Genomic DNA, 18,916 nt, shown 5'->3' with positions numbered 1-18,916 from the left:
TTTTATTCTTATTTCATTGTTTTGAATTTTTATTCTATTTTATTGTAGACATCGTGTATTTTTTATTGTATAATTTATCCAGTTTAATAATTATTAATTCATTTGGAGGTATGTATATGAAACATATAAAACTATTTTCTTTACTATGCACGATAACTACCATCGTCTTTTGTTTAAGTGGCTGCAGTAATCAAACAACTACTAAAAACACCGCAAACGAACCCTTGCAAGTGTGTACTAATGCTACATTTGTTCCTTTTGAATTTAAAGATGACGCATCATCCTCTGACTATAAGGGATTTGAAATTGACTTATTAAATGAAATTTCCCACGAAATCGGACGTCCAGTAGTCATGAATAATATTCCATTTGCAGGAATTATTCCCGCCTTACAACAGCATACCATGGATTTAGGTGCTTCTGGTATCACTTTATCGGCGGAAAGAGCAAAAAAAAGTTGCTTTTTCTGCACCGTTTTATGAATCAAAATTGGTCTTATTAGTACCTATAAATAGTGAAATTACTTCTCTATCCGCACTTCACAATAAAACAGTTGCCGTACAAATGGGAACAACTGCCGCTGATTATTGTACTAAAAATAATATACAAACCAAACAATTTGATCACAATGCTGACGTCATTATGGAATTACAAGTAGGCGGCTCCCCAGCTGGCATTTTAGATAAACCCGTAGCTGATTATTATCTCCAGAATCAAGGAAAAGGAAAATTCAAAGTAATTAATTTACCGAATACCCATAGCGAATATTTAGCCTTTGCCATGAATAAAGATAATTCACAATTACAACAAGAAATCAATACAGCCTTAGCTACTTTAAAAGCTAATGGCAAATTCCAAAAAATTTATCAAAAATGGTTTGGCGAAAATCCCCCCATGTTACCTAATTCAGCGGAAAAAGCATTGCTCACTACCTCAGGGCAATAAACTATATAAAAATGCAAATTTCACTTGCTTTTTTCCTTTTCCTTGATAAAATAAAACAAGAATATGTTGCAAAGGGGAAAATCCTATGAAATGTTTAGTATTACTTAGTGGTGGTATTGATTCAACCACTTGTTTAGCCCTCGCCATCCAAACGTATGGTGTAAAAGAAGTACTCGCTGTAACGGCTTATTATGGGCAAAAACATGCAAAAGAACTCACTGCTGCCAGAGATATTGCGAGCTACTATCAAGTATTACATAGGGAAATCGATGTTTCTCAAGCATTTTCACTTAGTAACTGTGTACTATTAGCAGGTCGCCAAGGAAAAATTGCCCACACCTCTTATGCAACACAACTCGCTGAAAAAGGAGGTACGGGAACGCTAGATACTTATGTACCTTTCCGCAACGGTCTTTTTCTATCCTTCGCCGCCGCACTTGCTGTAAGCACACAAGCAAATTATATTTACTATGGAGCACATGCCGATGATGCAGCCGGTCGTGCTTATCCCGATTGCACTCCTGAATTTGAAACAGCTATGGCCAATGCTATTTATGAAGGATCTGGTCGTACCTGTCAATTAAAAGCACCATTATTACATTGGAATAAGGCACGTGTCGTGCAAGAAGGCTTATCTTTACATGCCCCCTATCATTTAACGTGGAGCTGCTATGAAGGAAAAGAGCATCCTTGCGGAGTGTGCGGAACATGCCGCGATCGAGCTGCGGCTTTTGCTGCTAACAATAAAAAAGATCCTGCTTTATAAAAATAACCGCCCTCATAAACAGATGGCGGCTATTTTTATATTTCACTTGCCACACTCCTATTTATAAGATACACTAAACACAATTAAAATCCTATATATTAATTTAATTATATGTATTTTTTAGAAAAAGGGAGGGGTATATATGCCCAAAAAGACAAAAATTGTTTGCACCTTAGGTCCTAGTTCACAAACACCAGAAATAATTGAAAATTTAATTAATTCGGGCATGAATATTGCTCGTTTTAACTTTTCCCACGGTACCCATGAAGAACATAAAAAACGAATTGACCTCGTCCGAAATATTTCAAAAAAATCACAAATTCCCATAGCTCTAATGTTAGATACCAAAGGTCCAGAAATTCGTTTAGGTTCCTTCGAAAATGGTTCCATTATAATGAAAGCAGGACAGCCTTTCACCTTAACTACACGTTCATTGATAGGAAATGAAACCATTGCCTCTGTAAATTATAAAGATTTACCTAAAGATATTTCCATAGGCAGTCACATTCTTTTATCAGATGGACTCGTAACCTTAAGCGTAGAACGCATAACAGACACAGAAATTCACACGCAAATTTTAAATACAGGAAAAATGAGCGATCGAAAACGTGTTGCCATCCCAGGTACAATACTTAATTTACCAGCAATATCTCAATCCGATATAGAAGATATTCTTTTTGGCATAGACATGCACATGGATTTTATTGCTGCATCCTTTATTCAAAAAGGAGAAGATATTATTGCTATTCGAAAATTATTAGAGGATAATCATTCAACCATAAAAATCATTGCAAAAATAGAATGTCAAACAGCCGTACAAAACATTGACGAAATCATTCAACTAAGCGATGGTATTATGGTCGCACGTGGTGATTTAGGCGTAGAAATTCCTGCCGAAAAAGTCCCTACCCTCCAAAAAATGCTTATTCAAAAATGCAATATCGCTGGTAAACCCGTCATTACGGCCACCCAAATGTTAGAATCTATGTGTGCCAATCCACGCCCCACACGTGCGGAAACAAGTGACGTAGCTAATGCAATTTTAGATGGAACCGATGCGATTATGCTCAGTGGAGAAACCGCCAATGGACTATATCCCATTGAAGCAGTAACCACTATGAACAAAGTTGCCACCTATACAGAAGGGCATTATCCCTTCCATCATCAAACACAACATTATGCCGCTCCCACAACCACAGAATCCATTGGTAAAGGAGTCGTAAAAATTGCAGAAGATTTGCATGCCGCAGCAATTATTGCCTCCACCGAAAAGGGAAGCACCGCTCAAATGATTTCAAAGTTTAGACCCTCATGCCCAATCATTGCTGTATCCCCGCATAAAGACATTATACGTACCCTTCAATTAAATTGGGGTGTACAAGCAATCCTCGGTGAACCTGCCAAAAATTCCGATGAAGTAGTCCATACCGCTATCCAATCAGCCTTAACCCATCACTTAATTAACGTGGGAGATTTAGTCGTCTTAACCGCAGGTGTACCCGTTGGGCAATCGGGTTCTACCAACATGATCCGCGTGCAAGTGGTAGGCGATATTTTATTATCAGGTACGGGAATAGGAAAAGGATCGGCCATCGGTACCGTCTGCATCGCCGATACATTAACTAACTTAAAGCAACGCTTCACCGATGATTGTATCCTTGTTTTAAAATCAGCAGAACCAGAGTTTATCTCCTACATGAAACGAGCCAAAGCTATCGTTGCAGAAGAAAGTGGTCTTACCAGTGAGGCTGCAATTATCGCCTTGACTTTAGGCCTACCTGCCGTAATCGGTGCTAAAAATGCGACAAAAATTTTAAAAAACAATGATACCGTAACCGTTGATAGTAATCGTGATACCATATTCCGTGGTATCACCAATGCTCGATAAAAAAATACCTCGACAATATTGTCGAGGTATTTTTTTTATTCTTTTGCCTGTGCTCGTGCTGCAATAATCTCTTCGGTAATTTTTTTAGGAACTTCTTCATATGCATAAAAAGCTAAATTAAATGTTCCTTTTCCCTGTGTCATAGAACGTAATACCGTTACATATCCAATCATTTCCGCCAAAGGTACCTGAGCCTTTACAACAATAATCCCCTTTCTATTGCGATGTGGTTCCATCCCTAAAATACGTCCACGCCGACCACTAAAATCTCCCATAATATCGCCCATAAATTCTTCTGGTATAACTACTTCCACCGTATAAATAGGTTCTAATAACACAGGATCTGCTTCAGGAATGCCCTTTTTCAAAGCCACAGCAGCCGCCATTTTAAAGGCCATTTCCGAAGAATCAACCGTATGATAAGAACCATCTTTTAACGTCACTTTAATATGAATGAGAGGGAACCCTGCTAACATACCTTTTTGCAAGGTTTCTTGTACACCCTTTTCAACTGCTGGAATATATTGTTTTGGTACAGCCCCACCAAAAATAGCATCTACAAACTCGAACTCACCGTCCCCTTGTATCGGCTCCATTTCTAGTACAACATGTCCATATTGCCCATGTCCACCACTTTGTTTTTTATGCTTTCCTTCAGCCGTTGCTTTTCCCTTAATCGTCTCCCTATACGGAATATACATCTCTTCTACTACAGCCTTAAGGCCATATTTACGCTCTATTTTAGTCATAATATGATCGAAATGAACGTCCCCCATACACCGCAATAAAATTTGTTTTCCTTCAATACTTTTTTCAACTTGACACGTCGGATCTTCTTCACTAATTCGCACTAAAGCATTAACTAATTTTTCTTCTTCCCCTTTTTTCTCAACCCCCAAAGCAACCTGATGCAATGGTTTTGGAAAACGAATCGGATCATACCGAACAATAAAATCTGTCGTCGCTAATGTATCGCCCGTACGAGTATCAGACAGCTTAGGTAATACGATAATATCCCCCGCTACAGCTTGTGTTACAGACTGCGTTTCTTTACCCGTTAAAAGCAATATTTTATTTAACTTTTCCTCTTTGCCTTGTGTTACATTATAAATTTTATCTCCTTCTTTTAACGTTCCCGAAAAAACTCGCACATAACTTAATTTACCGGCAAAGGGATCAATAGTTGTCTTAAACACAAACCCTGAAAAAGGTTTATTCGCATATACTAATACAACATCCTTTTGTTGTTCATCTTGTCCTGATATAACTTTTTGTGATCCCGCTGGCATATAGGTAATAATTCGCCGCAATAATTCTTGTGTCCCAATATGATATCTAGCACTGCCACACATGACGGGGCATACACGACCAGTTAGCATCCCTTGCCGTAACCCTAACCGAAGTTCTTCTAATGTTAATTCTTCTCCTTCTAAATATTTTTCTAATAATGCATCATCACCTTCTGCCGCGGCTTCCATGCACATTTCCCTTACTTGTCTAGCCTTCGCCATATATTCAGGCGGTACTTTAATTTCTTTACATTCTCCATTTGTCCATTCCCATGCAATCAACTTGCATACATCAATAATCCCACGAAAATCTTTTCCTTCACCTAACGGAATTTGTAACGGCATAATCGATTTCCCAAAAACAGACCGCATCTTTTCTAAGCAACCAAAAAAATCGGCTTGTTCTCCGTCCATTTTATTTACATAAACCATCCGCGGCAATTGTAACGCCACACCATAATCCCATGCTCGTTCGGTATCTATTTCAATTCCCGTTTCCGCTGATACAACTAGCAAGATACTGTCTGCCGCCCGTAATGCCGAACGCACTTCGCCGCAAAATTCCGAATATCCCGGAGTGTCCAAGAAATTGATTTTATGGTCCTCCCACTGGCAAGGAGCTATACCTAATTGAATCGTTACATTACGTTTAATTTCTTCTGGTTCATAATCCATGACATGCTTATTATCTTTCCCGACACCAACTGCATCAATCGCCCCGCACGTAAATAGAACCGATTCAACCACCGCCGTTTTACCCGCTCCATCATGAGAAAGCACAGCTACATTGCGAATCTGCTCACTGGTATATTCCTTCATTCAAATCGCCTCCTAGAACATATAATTTTATTTACTATATTCTGTATCTTTTTATTAATTTCCTTTTTCCTTGACCTTCTTTTATGTAATTCATTTAGCTAAATAAGCAATATAACAATTGAAATAAAACTAAAACGCATACATAAATCATCTCCTCGACCGCCCTTCCTCACTCCTCTCTTTCTTTTTTATAAAAAGATGATTATAATAAAAGTGTTATAAATTAAAATAGCAATAGGAGGTTTTTATGAAAACGTTTGACAAAGAACACAGTGCTTGGCAACGCTTTTCAACCGAGCAAAGACAAGAAGTAGAAAACTATGCTACTAATTATCGAGCTTTTTTGGATACAGCTCGAACTGAACGATTAGCGAATAAAGAAATTTTACGCCAAGCTACAAAAGCGGGGTTTCGCTCCATCCAAGAATATACATCACTTCAACCAGGCGACAAAGTATTCTGGGATCAAAAAGGAAAAGCCGTTGTCTTGGCGATTATAGGGAAACAACCGCTTGAAGCTGGTCTTAAAATCGTTGGCTCTCACATTGATTGCCCCCGGTTAGATTTAAAAGGCATGCCTCTCGTAGAAAAAGATAATATTGCTTATTTTAAAACACACTATTACGGCGGCATTTTAAAATATCAATGGGTCTGTATGCCCTTGGCTTTGTTAGGTGTCGTATATACAGCAAGTGGTAAAAGAATTGATGTTTCAATTGGCGATGAGCCGCAAGATCCAGTTCTTTATATTACCGATTTACTTCCTCATTTGGGTAAAGATCAAATCACCAAGCCTTTAGGCGAAGCTATTACCGGGGAAATGCTTATGCCTATAATCGGCATTCACAGTGACGAAGACACGGTAAAACCAGCTATTTTACAATTATTAAAAGAAAAATATAATATCGAAGAAGAAGACTTTACCACGGCCGAACTAGAAATCGTTCCTGCTCAAAAGAGCCGTGATGTAGGCCTAGATCGTTCTATGATCATGTCTCACGGACAAGATGATCGGGTTTGCTCATATGCTAATTTAGCAGCAATTTTACATGCACACAGTACAGAAAAAACACAAGTTGCTTTATTCGCAGATAAAGAAGAAATCGGTTCTATGGGCAATACAGGGGTACAAGCTTCTTATTTTCTTGATTTCATTAGTGAATTATTAGCCTTACAAGGTCATAAAGAGGAATTATACTTACGTCGTTTATTAAGACAAAGCGAAGTATTATCTGCCGATGTTTGTGCTGCCTTAGACCCTAATTTTGAAAGTGCCTTTGAAAAGAACAATGCCGGTCGCTTTGGATACGGCATCGCACTCTGCAAATACACCGGTTCACGTGGCAAAGCAGGGAGCAGTGATGCAAACGCTGAATTTTTAATAAAAATCAGAAATATTTTTAATGAAAATAATGTGCCTTGGCAAATTAGTGAATTAGGAAAAGTAGACCAAGGCGGCGGTGGTACAATTGCCTATATCATGGCTAATTGGGGTTGCGATGTCGTCGATTGTGGGGTCGCTATGTTAAGCATGCATGCTCCATTAGAATTAGTCGCTAAAGTAGATGCTTACTGTGCTTATTTAGCTTACAAAGCTTTCTTTGAAAGTCTCTAATATGTTACCATATATCCATTATCATTAATAAGGAGCATATAGCAGTGAAACGGTGTCTTGTAATTATTAATCCTTCTTCTGGAAAGGAACGTGCAAAATATCATAAAGATGATTTAAAATACCAATTAGACAGCATGTTCGATTATGTTGAACTGCGGGAAACACGTCAACGCGGTGATGCTACATACTGGGCAAAAGAAGCATCCTTATGTGGTTTTGATTCTATTTTTTGTATGGGGGGCGATGGTACATTAAACGAAACGATTAACGGTCTTGCTTTAGCCAATAAACCCATCCATTTTGGCTTTATTCCTTTAGGTACCATTAATGATTTAGCACGAGCTTTACAAATTCCTCTCCATCCAGAAGCAGCTATTTCCATGCTCTCGCATTGCAAAACCATCCAGGTAGATATCGGCAAAGTAAATGATAAATATTTTGTAAACACAGTTGCCGCAGGAATCTTACCTGATGCAGTTGGTCATGTATCAGTAGAACAAAAAACGCGACTCGGTCCATTAGCATATTTTTTAACTGGTATAAAAACACTACAAAATCATACCACGTCCTTATTTAAAATCGAAACAGAGCAAGAAGAACTCATATATCGCAGTCCACTCATCATTGCTATGTTAACAAATTCAATTGGGGGTTTTCGCAATGTTGCACCGCAAGCACGTGTCAATGATGGAAAAATTTGGTTAGCGATTTTTAAAGATTTCTCTTATTTGGATCTTTTAAAAATGATTCCCGACTTTCTTTCTAGTACACCTTTAAGCGGTGAATATATGACATTGCTGACATTAACAAAAGCTCGTATTACCCTATTAGAAGACCCTCTACTCCATACCAATATGGACGGAGATGAAGGACCTAATTTTCCCTTAAATTTAGAAATATTACCTTCTTTCTTATCCATTTATGTCCCAAAATAAAAAAAGACCATCTCTTAAAAATAAAAGAGATGGTCTTTTTCAAGTACGCATTACGCAACAAATATCGATAAAATCAAAACTCCAATTAAACCAATAATGGAAATAAGTGTTTCTAATACGCACCATGTACGAACGGTATTTTTAACTGTTAAACCAAAAAATTCTTTAAATAACCAAAATCCTGGATCATTTGGTGGACTAAAAATTAAACTGCCCGCACCTGTCGCAAGCACCATCAATTCAGGGCTTACCCCCGTAACCGCAACAATAGGTGCCGCAATTCCGCCAGCCGTTAATGCCGCAACAGTAGCAGAGCCGCAAGCAATACGAATAACCGCAGCCACTACCCAAGCCAGCAATAATGGTGATAATCCAGAATGAGCAGCTATATTACCAATATACGTACCTACGCCACTATCAATTAAAATTTGTTTTAAGGCACCTCCACCGCCAACAATGAGCAAAATCATAGCAATAGCTAAGATCGCATCTTGAGCAATAGTCATTACTTCTTTCATTGTCTTTCCCCGTTGTAAGCCAAACGTGTAAATGGCCACAGCAATGGAAATCGTCAAGGCAATATCAGGCGTCCCTAAAAAGGTAAGAATAGGATACAACGTAGCTTCCGGAGACAAAGTCATCTTCGTTATAGCCGAAATAGCCATTAAGACTACAGGAATCAATGCCGTAATAATACTAACAGTAAAACTTGGCATTTCCTCATCTTGAAAAACTTTAGATTGAAATAAATGTTCTGGCATTTCTGCTTTAATATGATGTATCGTTTTATAAAATAACGGCCCTGCTATAATAGCAGCTGGAACAGCTATAATAAAACCATAAACTAACGTTTTACCAATATCTGCATTATAAATAACGGATATCGCCGTAGGACCCGGATGTGGTGGTAAAAAACCATGCGTAACCGATAACGCTGCCGCCATAGGAATACCCGCTTCTAAAAGAGGAACTCCCGCTGCTGCCGCAATCGTAAACACAATCGGAATCAACAATACAAAACCAATTTCATAAAATAAAGCAATCCCCACAATGAAACCAGTCAAGCACACAGCCCATTTTACATTCTTCGCACCAAAAACACGAATTAAAGTCATCGCAATCCGCTGCGCACCACCGCTTTCAGCCATTAATTTACCTAAAATAGCCCCAAAAGAAATGACAATAGCAAGTCCGCCTAGTGTACCACCTAACCCCTTTTCAATCGTCGGAATAATTTTCACAAGTGGTAAACCTTCAGCTAAGCCAACAAAGCCCGCCACTAGTAATAATGCTAAAAAACTATTTAGCTTCATTTTTACGATAAGAAAAAATAAAATAACAATACCAATAGCTAAGATGATTAAAGGCATATTTCATCACCCTCCTTTTTAATAAATAATTACTTTATACAATAATAAAAATAAAAACCGCATCATATTAAGATATAAAAAAATCATTTTTTAATTATTATAATGATACGTTTCATTCATTCTCTTGTATTATACAAGGTCATAGAAAAAGTGTAAACCGTTTTATGCATAACTAACCATACTTATCCCACCATCCCCCGCTCGCTATTATCCTAATCTGCCTATAATAAAAAAAAGACAGTTTCCTAAGAAACTGTCTTTTTTTATTATTCTGCCGTATAAGGCAATAATGCAATCGCTCTTGCACGCTTGATAGCAAGTGTTAATTTACGCTGATGTTTAGCACAAACACCAGAAATTCTCCGTGGCAAAATTTTACCACGTTCTGTCGTAAAACGCCGAAGTTTTGCAATATCTTTATAATCAATTTGTTCTGCATGATCTACACAAAAATTACAAACTTTTCTTCTTGGTTTTCTTGAACGATCTCTTTTCATCTATACTTCCTCCTTTTTTAATAAGAAGGGTACTGTTTGACATTAAAAAGGTACTTCTTCTGTGCTAGGACTACCAGCATCTCCAAAGGATTGATTTTCCGTATGCACGGTTTCCTGTGCACCCGATCTACCCATGCCGGTTTCATTCATACCTTTCCCCAAAGGCTGTCCTATAAACTCGCAAACAACTTCCGTCACATAACGTTTTTGCCCATCTTGAGTTTCATAAGAACGTCTAGAAAAACGTCCCTGTACAAAAACGCGTTTTCCCTTTGCTAAATTTTCCTGACAGCTTTCCGCCAAATTTCCCCACGCAACACAAGGAACAAAATCAGTCATTTCTCGCTTTTCACCAGTTGCAGATACATATGAACTAGAGCAAGCAACCGTAAACCTTGCTACTGTTTTACCAGTAGTAGTGCTTCTAATCTCTGGATCTCTGGCCAGATTCCCTAATAATTGTACTGAATTCATACCTTACGCCTCCGATTATTCGTCAATCTTAACAATTAAGTGTTTTAAGATTTCATCACGAATTTTCATTACGCGGTCAATTTCTTTAATAATGTCAGGTTCAGCATCGAAATTAACCAAGACATAATAGCCATCATTCTGTTTTTTTACAGGATATGCTAAATGACGTTTACCCCATGGTTCAATCTTTTTTACCTGTGCACCGTTTTTCTTTAACAATGCATCGACAAACTCAATAATGGGTTTTACCGCTTCGTCTTCTAACGGCTTCGCAATAAACATGACTTCGTACTTATTCACGAAATCACCTCCTCTTTTGGACTTATGACCCTTCCCAAAGAAGGGTTAGGAGCCTGATACATTCAAGCCTATTTATTATATCATTCACGATAAAAAATTTCAACTAAAAAATCCCTATTCATACATAACATAATATAGGTATATCTACCTTTACCTAAAGTACTCTACCCCGCCCGCAAACAATGGCTGTATCATATTACCATGTATATTTTTTAGAACATTTCCCGCTACAGAACGTTCACTATGTGCCATTTTACCTAATACACGCCCATCAGGACTCGTAATGCCTTCTATAGCAAAGACAGACTGATTTGGGTTATATTCACTATTATAAGTGGCATTTCCCTCCATATCAACATACTGCGTAGCTATCTGTCCTTGTTTACATAAAGACTTAATCATTTCCGCCGATGCAACAAACCTTCCCTCTCCATGAGAGATCGGCAATGAATGTATATCGCCTACATTGATTTTATTAAACCAAGGACTTAGTACGGAAACTACCTCTGTCTGCACCACTCGAGAAATATGCCTACCAATCGTATTATACGTCAATGTTGGACTATTTTCGGCAAGAGGCTGAACGTGACCATACGGCAATAACCCCAATTTAATCAACGCTTGGAAACCATTACAAATCCCCAATGCCAATCCATCTCGTTCATATAATAGTCGCTCTAATGCATCTGACAAGACTGGATTCCTAAAGACCGTAGCAATAAATTTACCCGAACCATCTGGTTCATCACCTGCACTAAAACCGCCTGGGAAAAATATGATTTGTGCCTGATTAAGACGCTTAACCATTTCGGTCATAGACGCTTGTAATGCTTGCGCCGTATTATTTTTTAATACCATCATATCTACATTGGCTCCTACGCGTTCAAACGCCGCAGCCGAATCGTATTCACAGTTAGTTCCTGGAAAAACGGGGATAAATACAGTCGGCTTCCCCCATACTTCACTTCGCCGACTAGCACGAGTGGTATATTTAGGCAGCGAGCTATTATCCGTTTTACTTTCACATTGCAATGGAAAAATAGAAGACAACGTATCTTCCCATGCTCCTTGCAATTCCATCAAGGAAATAAACCCATCTTTCCAACTCATGATAGCCTTTTCTTGCGTCATACCAATTCGCATAACATGTGATAATGCCTCCCACCGTTGTGCCGATGCTTCATCCATTTCCACTATGAAATCGCCATACGAGGCTTGGAATAAAGTAGCATCATCAACTATATCGGACAACTGCACGCCCAAACGATTACCTACCGCCATTTCCACTAATGCTGCCGCTACGCCACCTTGATCTACCGCACGCAAAGCAAATATAGTGCCTGCTTGTTGTTCTTTTCTCAGCGCATCACAATGTTGTTTAAAGATTTCGAAATTGGGCATTCCCACTTCATCTCGTGGTGTTTGTACCAATAAAACAATATGATTCGCCCCTTTAAATTCTGGCGATATAATATCCGAACGTTTTGCCGTTACCACTGCAAAGGATACTAATGTCGGTGGAACAGTTAATTGTTCAAACGTACCACTCATACTATCTTTACCGCCAATAGCAGCAATACCTAATTCCTTTTGTGCTTTATACGCACCTAATAAAGCACTAACTGGCAAACCCCAATAAGTATCGTTTGTACCTAACGAAGGGAAAAATTCTTGTAACGTCAAATACGCATCTTGTCGCTTTCCCCCTAAAGCCACAAGCTTAGCAAGCGATAATAAAACTGCATAGAGGCCACCGTGAAAAGGACTCCACGAAGCTAAATTCGGATCATACCCATGCGTCATAATAGATACGGTTTCCGTTTGTCCCCCTCGTACGGGCAAAGCTGCAACCATGCCCGCCACCGGTGTCTTTTGCCAAATACCGCCAAAAGGCATTAACATCGTAGCCGCACCAATAGAACTATCAAATTGCTCTGCTAACCCTTGTTCTGATGCAACATTTAACGTTCCCATGACCTTTTTCCAATACTGTTTTCTATCCGCAATTGGTGACATGGCAAAAAAACTCTTCTCGCTAGGAGCAGCTACATGGGCTGTTTGTTCCTGCATAACGCCATTTGTATCTAAAAATGACCTCGCTAAATTAACCACCTGCTGATCACGCCAACGCATCACTAACCGTTTATCCGCCGTTACTTCTGCAATAACCGTAGCTTCTAAGTTCTCTTCTGCCGCATACCTCATAAACTGCTCTTTATCTGCTGCATCAACTACTACCGCCATGCGTTCTTGTGATTCCGAAATCGCAAGTTCCGTCCCATCTAGCCCTTCATATTTTTTAGGAATAACATCTAACTGTATATGTAACCCTTCGGTCAATTCTCCTACCGCAACAGATACACCACCCGCACCGAAATCATTACACCGCTTAATTAATCTTGTTACTTCACCACGGCGAAACAGACGTTGTATTTTACGTTCCGTTAAGGCGTTTCCCTTTTGAACTTCTGCACCACAATCACTTAAAGAATGAACCGTATGTTTTTTTGATGACCCCGTAGCGCCACCACAACCATCTCTCCCCGTTTTACCGCCAAGTAAAATCACGATATCTCCAGGCAATGGCGTTTTTCGTACTACATTCTCCCGCGGAGCTGCTCCTATTACCGCACCAATTTCCATCCGTTTGGCAATAAATCCAGGATGATAATATTCTTTTACCTCTCCTGTTGCTAACCCAATTTGATTTCCATAAGAACTATACCCCTTCGCCGCTCCAGTTGTAATCGTACGCTGTGGTAATTTACCCGTTAAGGTTTCTCTCACAGGTTGCCGTGGATCTCCCGAACCAGTAATCCGCATTGCTTGATATACATACGCCCGTCCGCTTAAAGGATCGCGAATACAACCGCCTAGGCAAGTAGCCGCACCACCAAAAGGTTCGATTTCGGTCGGATGATTATGTGTTTCATTTTTGAAAAGAAGTAACCATTCTTCCTCTTTTCCTTGCACATCAACGGGTACAACAATAGTACAAGCGTTAATTTCATCAGATATATCTAAATTTTGTAACTTTCCCGCTTGTCGCAATTCTTTAACAGCTATGGTTGCCATATCCATCAGTGAAATAGGCTTTTTACGCTGTAACATATTTCGTGCTTGTTGATATGCTTGATATGCTTCTCGTACAGGTTTAATCAACGGACTTTCAGCAAACGTAATGTCTGTTAACGCTGTATTAAAGGTTGTATGTCTACAATGATCCGACCAATACGTATCAATTACTTTTATTTCAGTAATCGTTGGATCCCGTTGTTCTTCCTCTCTAAAATAAGACTGACAGAATTGTAAATCGGCAAAACTCATAGCCAATCCCAACGATTCTAATAAATCTCGTAGTTGTTCTTCCGTATACACTATAAATCCCGTAATAGTCGAAACGGGTGCTGGTTCTTCCAACGCTAATGTAAGCGATTGGCACGCATCTAATGAGGCCTTCCTCGCTTCCACAGGATTAATGCAATATCCCTGTATACGTTCCATATCTTGAATAGAAAGATTGCCTGAAAAAACAATCACCTTTGCCGTCCGAACTATACCATCATTTTTCATGGTAAGCATTTGTAAACATTGCATCGCTGAATCTGCACGCTGATCATATTGTCCTGGTTGATATTCAATAGCAATCAGTTGCTCCCCGTCATTCAGCGTCAATGAATCGTATACTTCATCCACTGGAGGTTCTGAGAATATCATTTTTTTTGCTGCCAAAAATGCGTCCTCATCTAATCCACCGATATCATATCGATGGAAAATACGTAATGACTCTAAGTCATGAATAAGTAAATTGTTACGTAAATCAGACAACATTCGTTTTTCTTCATCCGCAAAACATTGTTTTTTAGCTACATATAACCGTCGAATAGGCTGCATAAAACGACCTCCTCAAAAAATCAAAACCTAATATACTATCTTAGTATACTCGTTTTGCACTGTATCTGTAAACCAACTTATGATAAATACGTATAAATATTATATGCGGGCAAAAATAGAAAATATTTGCTTTTTCTTATCCTATACTAATTTCCCAATATGCCTATATCCTCTTTATATTGACTTTGTAAATAAACCATATTAGACTATATATATTCTTTAAATTATATAAGGGAGATATCATATGCAAGAATTAATAGATCGAATTTTAAAAGATGGTTGTGTTATTGACAATAAAATTTTAAAAATAGATAATTTTTTAAATCAACAGCTGGATATCCCCCTGTTAAATAAAATGGGCCAAGAAATAGCTTATCTTTTCGCACAATACCCTATTGATCGCATTATAACGATTGAAACATCTGGAATTGCTGTCGCCTATGCAACAGCCCTTGCCCTCCATAATGTACCTGTTGTATTTGCCCGGAAACACACGACATTACTCACCATAGACGATCAATATACCACCTCAATTTATTCCTATACCAAAGGAAAAAACTATACCGTTACCATTAGCAAGCAATATCTTCCACCGAATGAAAACATACTAATCGTTGATGATTTTTTAGCTAGTGGGGCCGCTGCTTTAGGGCTAACCCACTTAGTACAAGAAGCGGGAAGTAAAGTAATCGGTCTCGGTGTAATTATAGAAAAAGCCTTTCAACATGGTCGGGCCTGTCTAGAAAAAGAAAATATTTGTGTAAAAGCCCTCGCCTCTATACAAAAATTTGAAAATAATCGTCCCGTCTTTATCCATTTTCCTGCTGAATAGGAGTCGAATTATGCGTGCTCAATTTTTTGATGGTTTTAACTTTTCCACCTTTAAATACAGTATTGTAGCAATAGAATGTCCCGAAGCATTTTTTCAAATAGAGCACTTCTCCCTTTGCCCCGCTATTTATAATGAAGCTTGCCTTCGAGGATACACTGGTATTTTTACAATAAATAAACAAAAACGACTCACCTTAAAAACATTATTAACCAACCATAGCGACATGACCCCTCCCGTCATTGATACTATCGAACCTACCATTTTTCATTCCCCTGCGGGGAACTTGCGGTACGACCTAAATCACGAATTAACATATAGTGGCTCTATATTAATTGGCAATCATTTCATAGAAAGTTATTTTATTCCTTTCGGCTTTCAATTACCTCATGCCTTTAAAAACGTTTTTGAACTAACCTTTAAAAATGGTCTATTTGTGCAAGTGGAAGATAAATCAAAAGATGCTGCTAGATTACGTCTTGAGTATCAAAAACCATTACCTTCAACTCAACGACTAAAACTGCGCGTAGGCGAATTTATTGGAAAATCAGAAGAATATGGTTTTAGCGACGATCTCTTAGCCCAATATATGGACTTGAGCTATGAAACCAAATATTTATTTTAAAAAAATAAACAAAAAACTATCTCGACATATATTGAGATAGTTTTTTTCTTCGTCCACCTATATTCAGAGTAAATATTGCCGTCGTCTCATACTACTGTTAGGAATATTTAATTTTAATCGTAATTTAGTCACGGTTCTACGAGATATAGAAATTTTATATTTTTCCAATACAGAACAAATTTCCTGATCTGATAAAGGTCTCAATTTATCTTCACCTTGAATTAAATTTTTAAGCTGCTGCATAACAAATTTATCTGATACAGGCTCTTTCTTTTTCGCCCCACATACATAAGCTCGACCTAAAAAAATCTTGAACCGCATAAATTTTTCCTTTAAATAACACATATCTCTCATGACAAACACGACTAACCGTAGACGCACTTAGCCCCGTAGCTAAAGAAATATCTTTCTGTAATAATGGCTTAATATCCCCATATTGTAAAAAAAAATGTTTTTGTACTTGCAAAATGTATTGTATTACTTTCATAATCGACATGCGTCTATATACTAAAGCCTCTTGTAAAATCAAATAATTTTTCTTATGCTTTAATAAAAAACTTCGTATTTCCTTATCTTCTGTATTATTATACAACTCGTATAAATCACTGCGATATATTAAAGAAGGCAATTCTTCTAAAAATCGGATTCCTAACTTTCCCTTTTCTAAAGAAATAATTTCTACTTCAGGATGTATATATTGTACATTATCCATAAATTGATGTGCTGGATAAGGTGACATTTTTTTTATAAAATCTCGCACTGCCTTTACCTTTTTGAATGACAACCCCGATTTTCGTTCAATAACATCCCATTTACTATGTAAAAATTCAGAAAAATATTTTTTTATAATCATTTCTGTTCCCTCAGGAACATTCGTCTGATGCGGAAGTTGAATAAGAAGCGATTCTTGTACCGATGATGCCCCAACACCAAATGGTTCACACGCACGAACAACCGCTAAAGCACGTTTCATTTCATCCGGCGAAAAACCACCAATTTCCCCTAATTTCGCTAAATCACCAAAAAAAAATCCTCTTGTATCTAACGAACAGACAATTAATTTTGCTGCTTCATATAATCTCGTTGAAGAAATATGCATCCGTAATTCTTGTAACAATACAGACTCAAAAGAACGCGACCGATCAGGTATTTGCTCCCAAAAACGTTCGTCTGAATAAGAATTCTTCTCTTTTGAAAAAGAATCATCTAATTCTAACAAAGGATTTTCAACAATTTTTTCCTGTATAAATTCATGTAAATTTTGCATAGGAAGTGCTAATAATTTCATCGACAATAATTGTCTTTGATTTAATTTAATCTGTTGTTCTAAAATTAATTCAGGGCCAATCATCATAAACACCTCCCTAGACAGAATTTATATATATTCAGTCTAGCATAAAGCCCTTTTTATCGTAAAGATGTTTAATTCATACATATACAATCGATATATATCACGTCTCTCTTATTCGTTATCAATATATTGTCCCCTAATAATTCGTTATCCCTCTATATACCCCACTTAAGTATTTTAAAAATAATTAAGGGTATATTTCATATAACCATACTAAAAACGACCTCTTTGGTGCAAAAGAGGTCGTTTTCATATTAGTCTTCATATTATAAAATAATATTTAGTTGCTTCCCTGCTAAAAAGTTATCTATGTTCTCAAACACAATAACTGCACGTTTCTTCATCGATTCATGTGTAGCAAAAGCAACATGTGGCGTAACGATAGTATTCTTACTATGTAGTAAAGGATGCTTCGTATCAATAGGCGGTTCTACTTCAAAAACATCAATTCCCGCACCTGCAATTTTACCCGTATTCAACGCATCTGCTAAGGCTTGTGAATCAACTACGGGGCCACGAGCTTCATTAATCAAAATCGCACTAGGTTTCATATAAGACAACGTCTTCGCATTAATTAATCCTCTAGATTGCTCCGTAACTGGACAATGTAAAGAGATAATATCTGCCATCGACATAACTTCTTCCAGTGATACATACGTAATTAATGCAGTGCTTTCCTTATGGGAAAAACCATTGTACGCAATAACCTTTGCACCAAAAGCATGTACTAATTCGGCTACCCTATGTCCTATTGCCCCTGTGCCGAATAAGCCAACCGTCTTACCTTCCAATTCATAACCAATAAATCCAGCTTTCGTACCTCCCGCACGACAAGCCGCATCAACTTGTGCTACATATCGTAACAAATGAAGCATCATCGCAATAGTCAATTCCGCTACCGCTACGGTAGAATATCCCGATGCATTACTAACGCGAATGCCCCTTTCTTGCGCTGCTGCCAAATCAACATGATCCACTCCTGTAAAAGCAACATCAATATACTTTAAGTGAGGACAAGCTCGAATAACCTCACCTTTTAACGGCATATTGGCAATAATTAAAATATCTGCATCGTTTGCCTCTTCAATCTGTACCGATACATCATCCGTTCGCTCATAAGCAGCAAATGAATGTCCCTGTGCTTTTAATTTATCAGCATAAGTTGCTAATAAATCCGAAGAAATACCTAATGACTCTAATAATACTACTTTCATAAAATCACTTCCTTTACAAAAAATATATATATTATTATATAACTTGTTTTTAATTATGTAAGGATATTTTTAAAAATCGTATTATTAATAAAATCATATTCCCTT

17 protein-coding genes are annotated in these 18,916 nt (G+C 37.8%); 8 read left to right on the top strand and 9 right to left on the bottom strand.

Annotated features, from left to right (window positions below; translation table 11 throughout):
* Positions 1–116: 116 nt before the first annotated feature.
* The 4 genes from HMPREF1040_RS08345 to pyk all read left to right on the top strand — a co-directional run bounded on the left by HMPREF1040_RS08345 (position 117) and on the right by pyk (position 3,599).
* Entirely contained in the window at positions 117–482 is a 366-nt protein-coding gene (locus tag HMPREF1040_RS08345) for a transporter substrate-binding domain-containing protein (RefSeq protein WP_007393200.1), read from the top strand.
* 7 nt (positions 483–489) lie between these two features.
* Positions 490–945, top strand: a complete 456-nt coding sequence (locus HMPREF1040_RS08340) for a transporter substrate-binding domain-containing protein (protein ID WP_255261341.1) — start codon at positions 490–492, stop codon at positions 943–945.
* 85 nt (positions 946–1,030) lie between these two features.
* Entirely contained in the window at positions 1,031–1,711 is a 681-nt protein-coding gene (queC, locus tag HMPREF1040_RS06910; protein WP_007393238.1) for a 7-cyano-7-deazaguanine synthase QueC, read from the top strand.
* A gap of 142 nt (positions 1,712–1,853) precedes the next feature.
* On the top strand, positions 1,854–3,599 hold the full coding sequence (gene pyk, locus HMPREF1040_RS06905; protein WP_007393182.1) for a pyruvate kinase: 1,746 nt from the start codon (positions 1,854–1,856) through the stop codon (positions 3,597–3,599).
* Positions 3,600–3,634: 35 nt separating this feature from the next.
* Here the strand turns inward: pyk and fusA are convergent, their stop codons facing one another.
* On the bottom strand, positions 3,635–5,707 hold the full coding sequence (gene fusA / locus HMPREF1040_RS06900) for an elongation factor G (RefSeq protein ID WP_007393228.1): 2,073 nt from the start codon (positions 5,705–5,707) through the stop codon (positions 3,635–3,637).
* A 247-nt stretch (positions 5,708–5,954) separates the two neighbouring features.
* On the opposite strand from fusA, the gene HMPREF1040_RS06895 reads away from it, so the two are divergent.
* Positions 5,955–7,322: an aminopeptidase gene (locus HMPREF1040_RS06895; RefSeq protein ID WP_007393234.1), complete on the top strand. Its 1,368-nt coding sequence runs from the start codon at positions 5,955–5,957 to the stop codon at positions 7,320–7,322.
* 44 nt (positions 7,323–7,366) lie between these two features.
* Positions 7,367–8,257, top strand: a complete 891-nt coding sequence (locus HMPREF1040_RS06890) for a diacylglycerol kinase family protein (RefSeq protein ID WP_007393222.1) — start codon at positions 7,367–7,369, stop codon at positions 8,255–8,257.
* Between the two features lie 50 nt (positions 8,258–8,307).
* Here HMPREF1040_RS06890 and HMPREF1040_RS06885 read toward each other — a convergent pair whose 3' ends face one another.
* The 5 genes from HMPREF1040_RS06885 to HMPREF1040_RS06865 all read right to left on the bottom strand — a co-directional run bounded on the left by HMPREF1040_RS06885 (position 8,308) and on the right by HMPREF1040_RS06865 (position 14,792).
* Positions 8,308–9,627, bottom strand: a complete 1,320-nt coding sequence (locus HMPREF1040_RS06885; protein WP_007393214.1) for a gluconate:H+ symporter — start codon at positions 9,625–9,627, stop codon at positions 8,308–8,310.
* A gap of 266 nt (positions 9,628–9,893) precedes the next feature.
* Positions 9,894–10,124, bottom strand: a complete 231-nt coding sequence (gene rpsR / locus HMPREF1040_RS06880) for a 30S ribosomal protein S18 (protein ID WP_007393217.1) — start codon at positions 10,122–10,124, stop codon at positions 9,894–9,896.
* A gap of 42 nt (positions 10,125–10,166) precedes the next feature.
* Positions 10,167–10,598 (bottom strand): single-stranded DNA-binding protein, encoded by a 432-nt coding sequence (locus HMPREF1040_RS06875; protein ID WP_007393155.1) that lies wholly within the window; start codon positions 10,596–10,598, stop codon positions 10,167–10,169.
* Between the two features lie 15 nt (positions 10,599–10,613).
* Positions 10,614–10,898 carry a 30S ribosomal protein S6 gene (gene rpsF, locus HMPREF1040_RS06870; RefSeq protein WP_007393178.1) on the bottom strand — a complete coding sequence of 95 codons (285 nt, stop codon included), beginning with the start codon at positions 10,896–10,898 and terminating at the stop codon, positions 10,614–10,616.
* Positions 10,899–11,048: 150 nt separating this feature from the next.
* Positions 11,049–14,792 carry a phosphoribosylformylglycinamidine synthase gene (locus tag HMPREF1040_RS06865; RefSeq protein ID WP_007393168.1) on the bottom strand — a complete coding sequence of 1,248 codons (3,744 nt, stop codon included), beginning with the start codon at positions 14,790–14,792 and terminating at the stop codon, positions 11,049–11,051.
* Positions 14,793–15,036: 244 nt separating this feature from the next.
* Between HMPREF1040_RS06865 and HMPREF1040_RS06860 the strand changes: the two genes are divergently transcribed.
* Together HMPREF1040_RS06860 and HMPREF1040_RS06855 are read left to right on the top strand one after the other, a co-directional pair.
* Complete coding sequence (locus tag HMPREF1040_RS06860) at positions 15,037–15,624, top strand: xanthine phosphoribosyltransferase (RefSeq protein WP_007393215.1); 588 nt, start codon at positions 15,037–15,039, stop codon at positions 15,622–15,624.
* A gap of 10 nt (positions 15,625–15,634) precedes the next feature.
* Positions 15,635–16,246: a hypothetical protein gene (locus HMPREF1040_RS06855; RefSeq protein WP_007393237.1), complete on the top strand. Its 612-nt coding sequence runs from the start codon at positions 15,635–15,637 to the stop codon at positions 16,244–16,246.
* Positions 16,247–16,309: 63 nt separating this feature from the next.
* Here HMPREF1040_RS06855 and HMPREF1040_RS08335 read toward each other — a convergent pair whose 3' ends face one another.
* The 3 genes from HMPREF1040_RS08335 to HMPREF1040_RS06845 all read right to left on the bottom strand — a co-directional run bounded on the left by HMPREF1040_RS08335 (position 16,310) and on the right by HMPREF1040_RS06845 (position 18,811).
* Positions 16,310–16,567 carry a hypothetical protein gene (locus tag HMPREF1040_RS08335; RefSeq protein ID WP_255261340.1) on the bottom strand — a complete coding sequence of 86 codons (258 nt, stop codon included), beginning with the start codon at positions 16,565–16,567 and terminating at the stop codon, positions 16,310–16,312.
* Positions 16,497–17,600, bottom strand: a complete 1,104-nt coding sequence (locus HMPREF1040_RS06850) for a putative RNA polymerase sigma-54 factor (protein ID WP_007393151.1) — start codon at positions 17,598–17,600, stop codon at positions 16,497–16,499. Before HMPREF1040_RS06850 ends, HMPREF1040_RS08335 begins: the two co-directional genes overlap by 71 nt.
* Positions 17,601–17,863: 263 nt before the next feature.
* Entirely contained in the window at positions 17,864–18,811 is a 948-nt protein-coding gene (locus HMPREF1040_RS06845) for a 2-hydroxyacid dehydrogenase (protein ID WP_007393148.1), read from the bottom strand.
* Positions 18,812–18,916: the final 105 nt, after the last annotated feature.

It is taken from the genome of Megasphaera sp. UPII 135-E (assembly GCF_000221545.1).
Taxonomy (GTDB): domain Bacteria; phylum Bacillota; class Negativicutes; order Veillonellales; family Megasphaeraceae; genus Megasphaera; species Megasphaera hutchinsoni.
Note: the sequence above shows the minus strand (reverse complement) of the source record. Positions and strands in the feature narration are given on the sequence as shown.

Coding starts and splice junctions, on each gene's coding strand:
- HMPREF1040_RS08345 (WP_007393200.1), top strand. CDS start 117: ATGAAACATATAAAACTATTTTCTTTACTATGCACGATAACTACCATC.
- queC (WP_007393238.1), top strand. CDS start 1,031: ATGAAATGTTTAGTATTACTTAGTGGTGGTATTGATTCAACCACTTGT.
- pyk (WP_007393182.1), top strand. CDS start 1,854: ATGCCCAAAAAGACAAAAATTGTTTGCACCTTAGGTCCTAGTTCACAA.
- fusA (WP_007393228.1), bottom strand. CDS start 5,707: ATGAAGGAATATACCAGTGAGCAGATTCGCAATGTAGCTGTGCTTTCT.
- HMPREF1040_RS06895 (WP_007393234.1), top strand. CDS start 5,955: ATGAAAACGTTTGACAAAGAACACAGTGCTTGGCAACGCTTTTCAACC.
- HMPREF1040_RS06885 (WP_007393214.1), bottom strand. CDS start 9,627: ATGCCTTTAATCATCTTAGCTATTGGTATTGTTATTTTATTTTTTCTT.
- rpsR (WP_007393217.1), bottom strand. CDS start 10,124: ATGAAAAGAGATCGTTCAAGAAAACCAAGAAGAAAAGTTTGTAATTTT.
- HMPREF1040_RS06875 (WP_007393155.1), bottom strand. CDS start 10,598: ATGAATTCAGTACAATTATTAGGGAATCTGGCCAGAGATCCAGAGATT.
- HMPREF1040_RS06865 (WP_007393168.1), bottom strand. CDS start 14,792: ATGCAGCCTATTCGACGGTTATATGTAGCTAAAAAACAATGTTTTGCG.
- HMPREF1040_RS06860 (WP_007393215.1), top strand. CDS start 15,037: ATGCAAGAATTAATAGATCGAATTTTAAAAGATGGTTGTGTTATTGAC.
- HMPREF1040_RS06855 (WP_007393237.1), top strand. CDS start 15,635: ATGCGTGCTCAATTTTTTGATGGTTTTAACTTTTCCACCTTTAAATAC.
- HMPREF1040_RS08335 (WP_255261340.1), bottom strand. CDS start 16,567: ATGCGGTTCAAGATTTTTTTAGGTCGAGCTTATGTATGTGGGGCGAAA.
- HMPREF1040_RS06850 (WP_007393151.1), bottom strand. CDS start 17,600: ATGATGATTGGCCCTGAATTAATTTTAGAACAACAGATTAAATTAAAT.
- HMPREF1040_RS06845 (WP_007393148.1), bottom strand. CDS start 18,811: ATGAAAGTAGTATTATTAGAGTCATTAGGTATTTCTTCGGATTTATTA.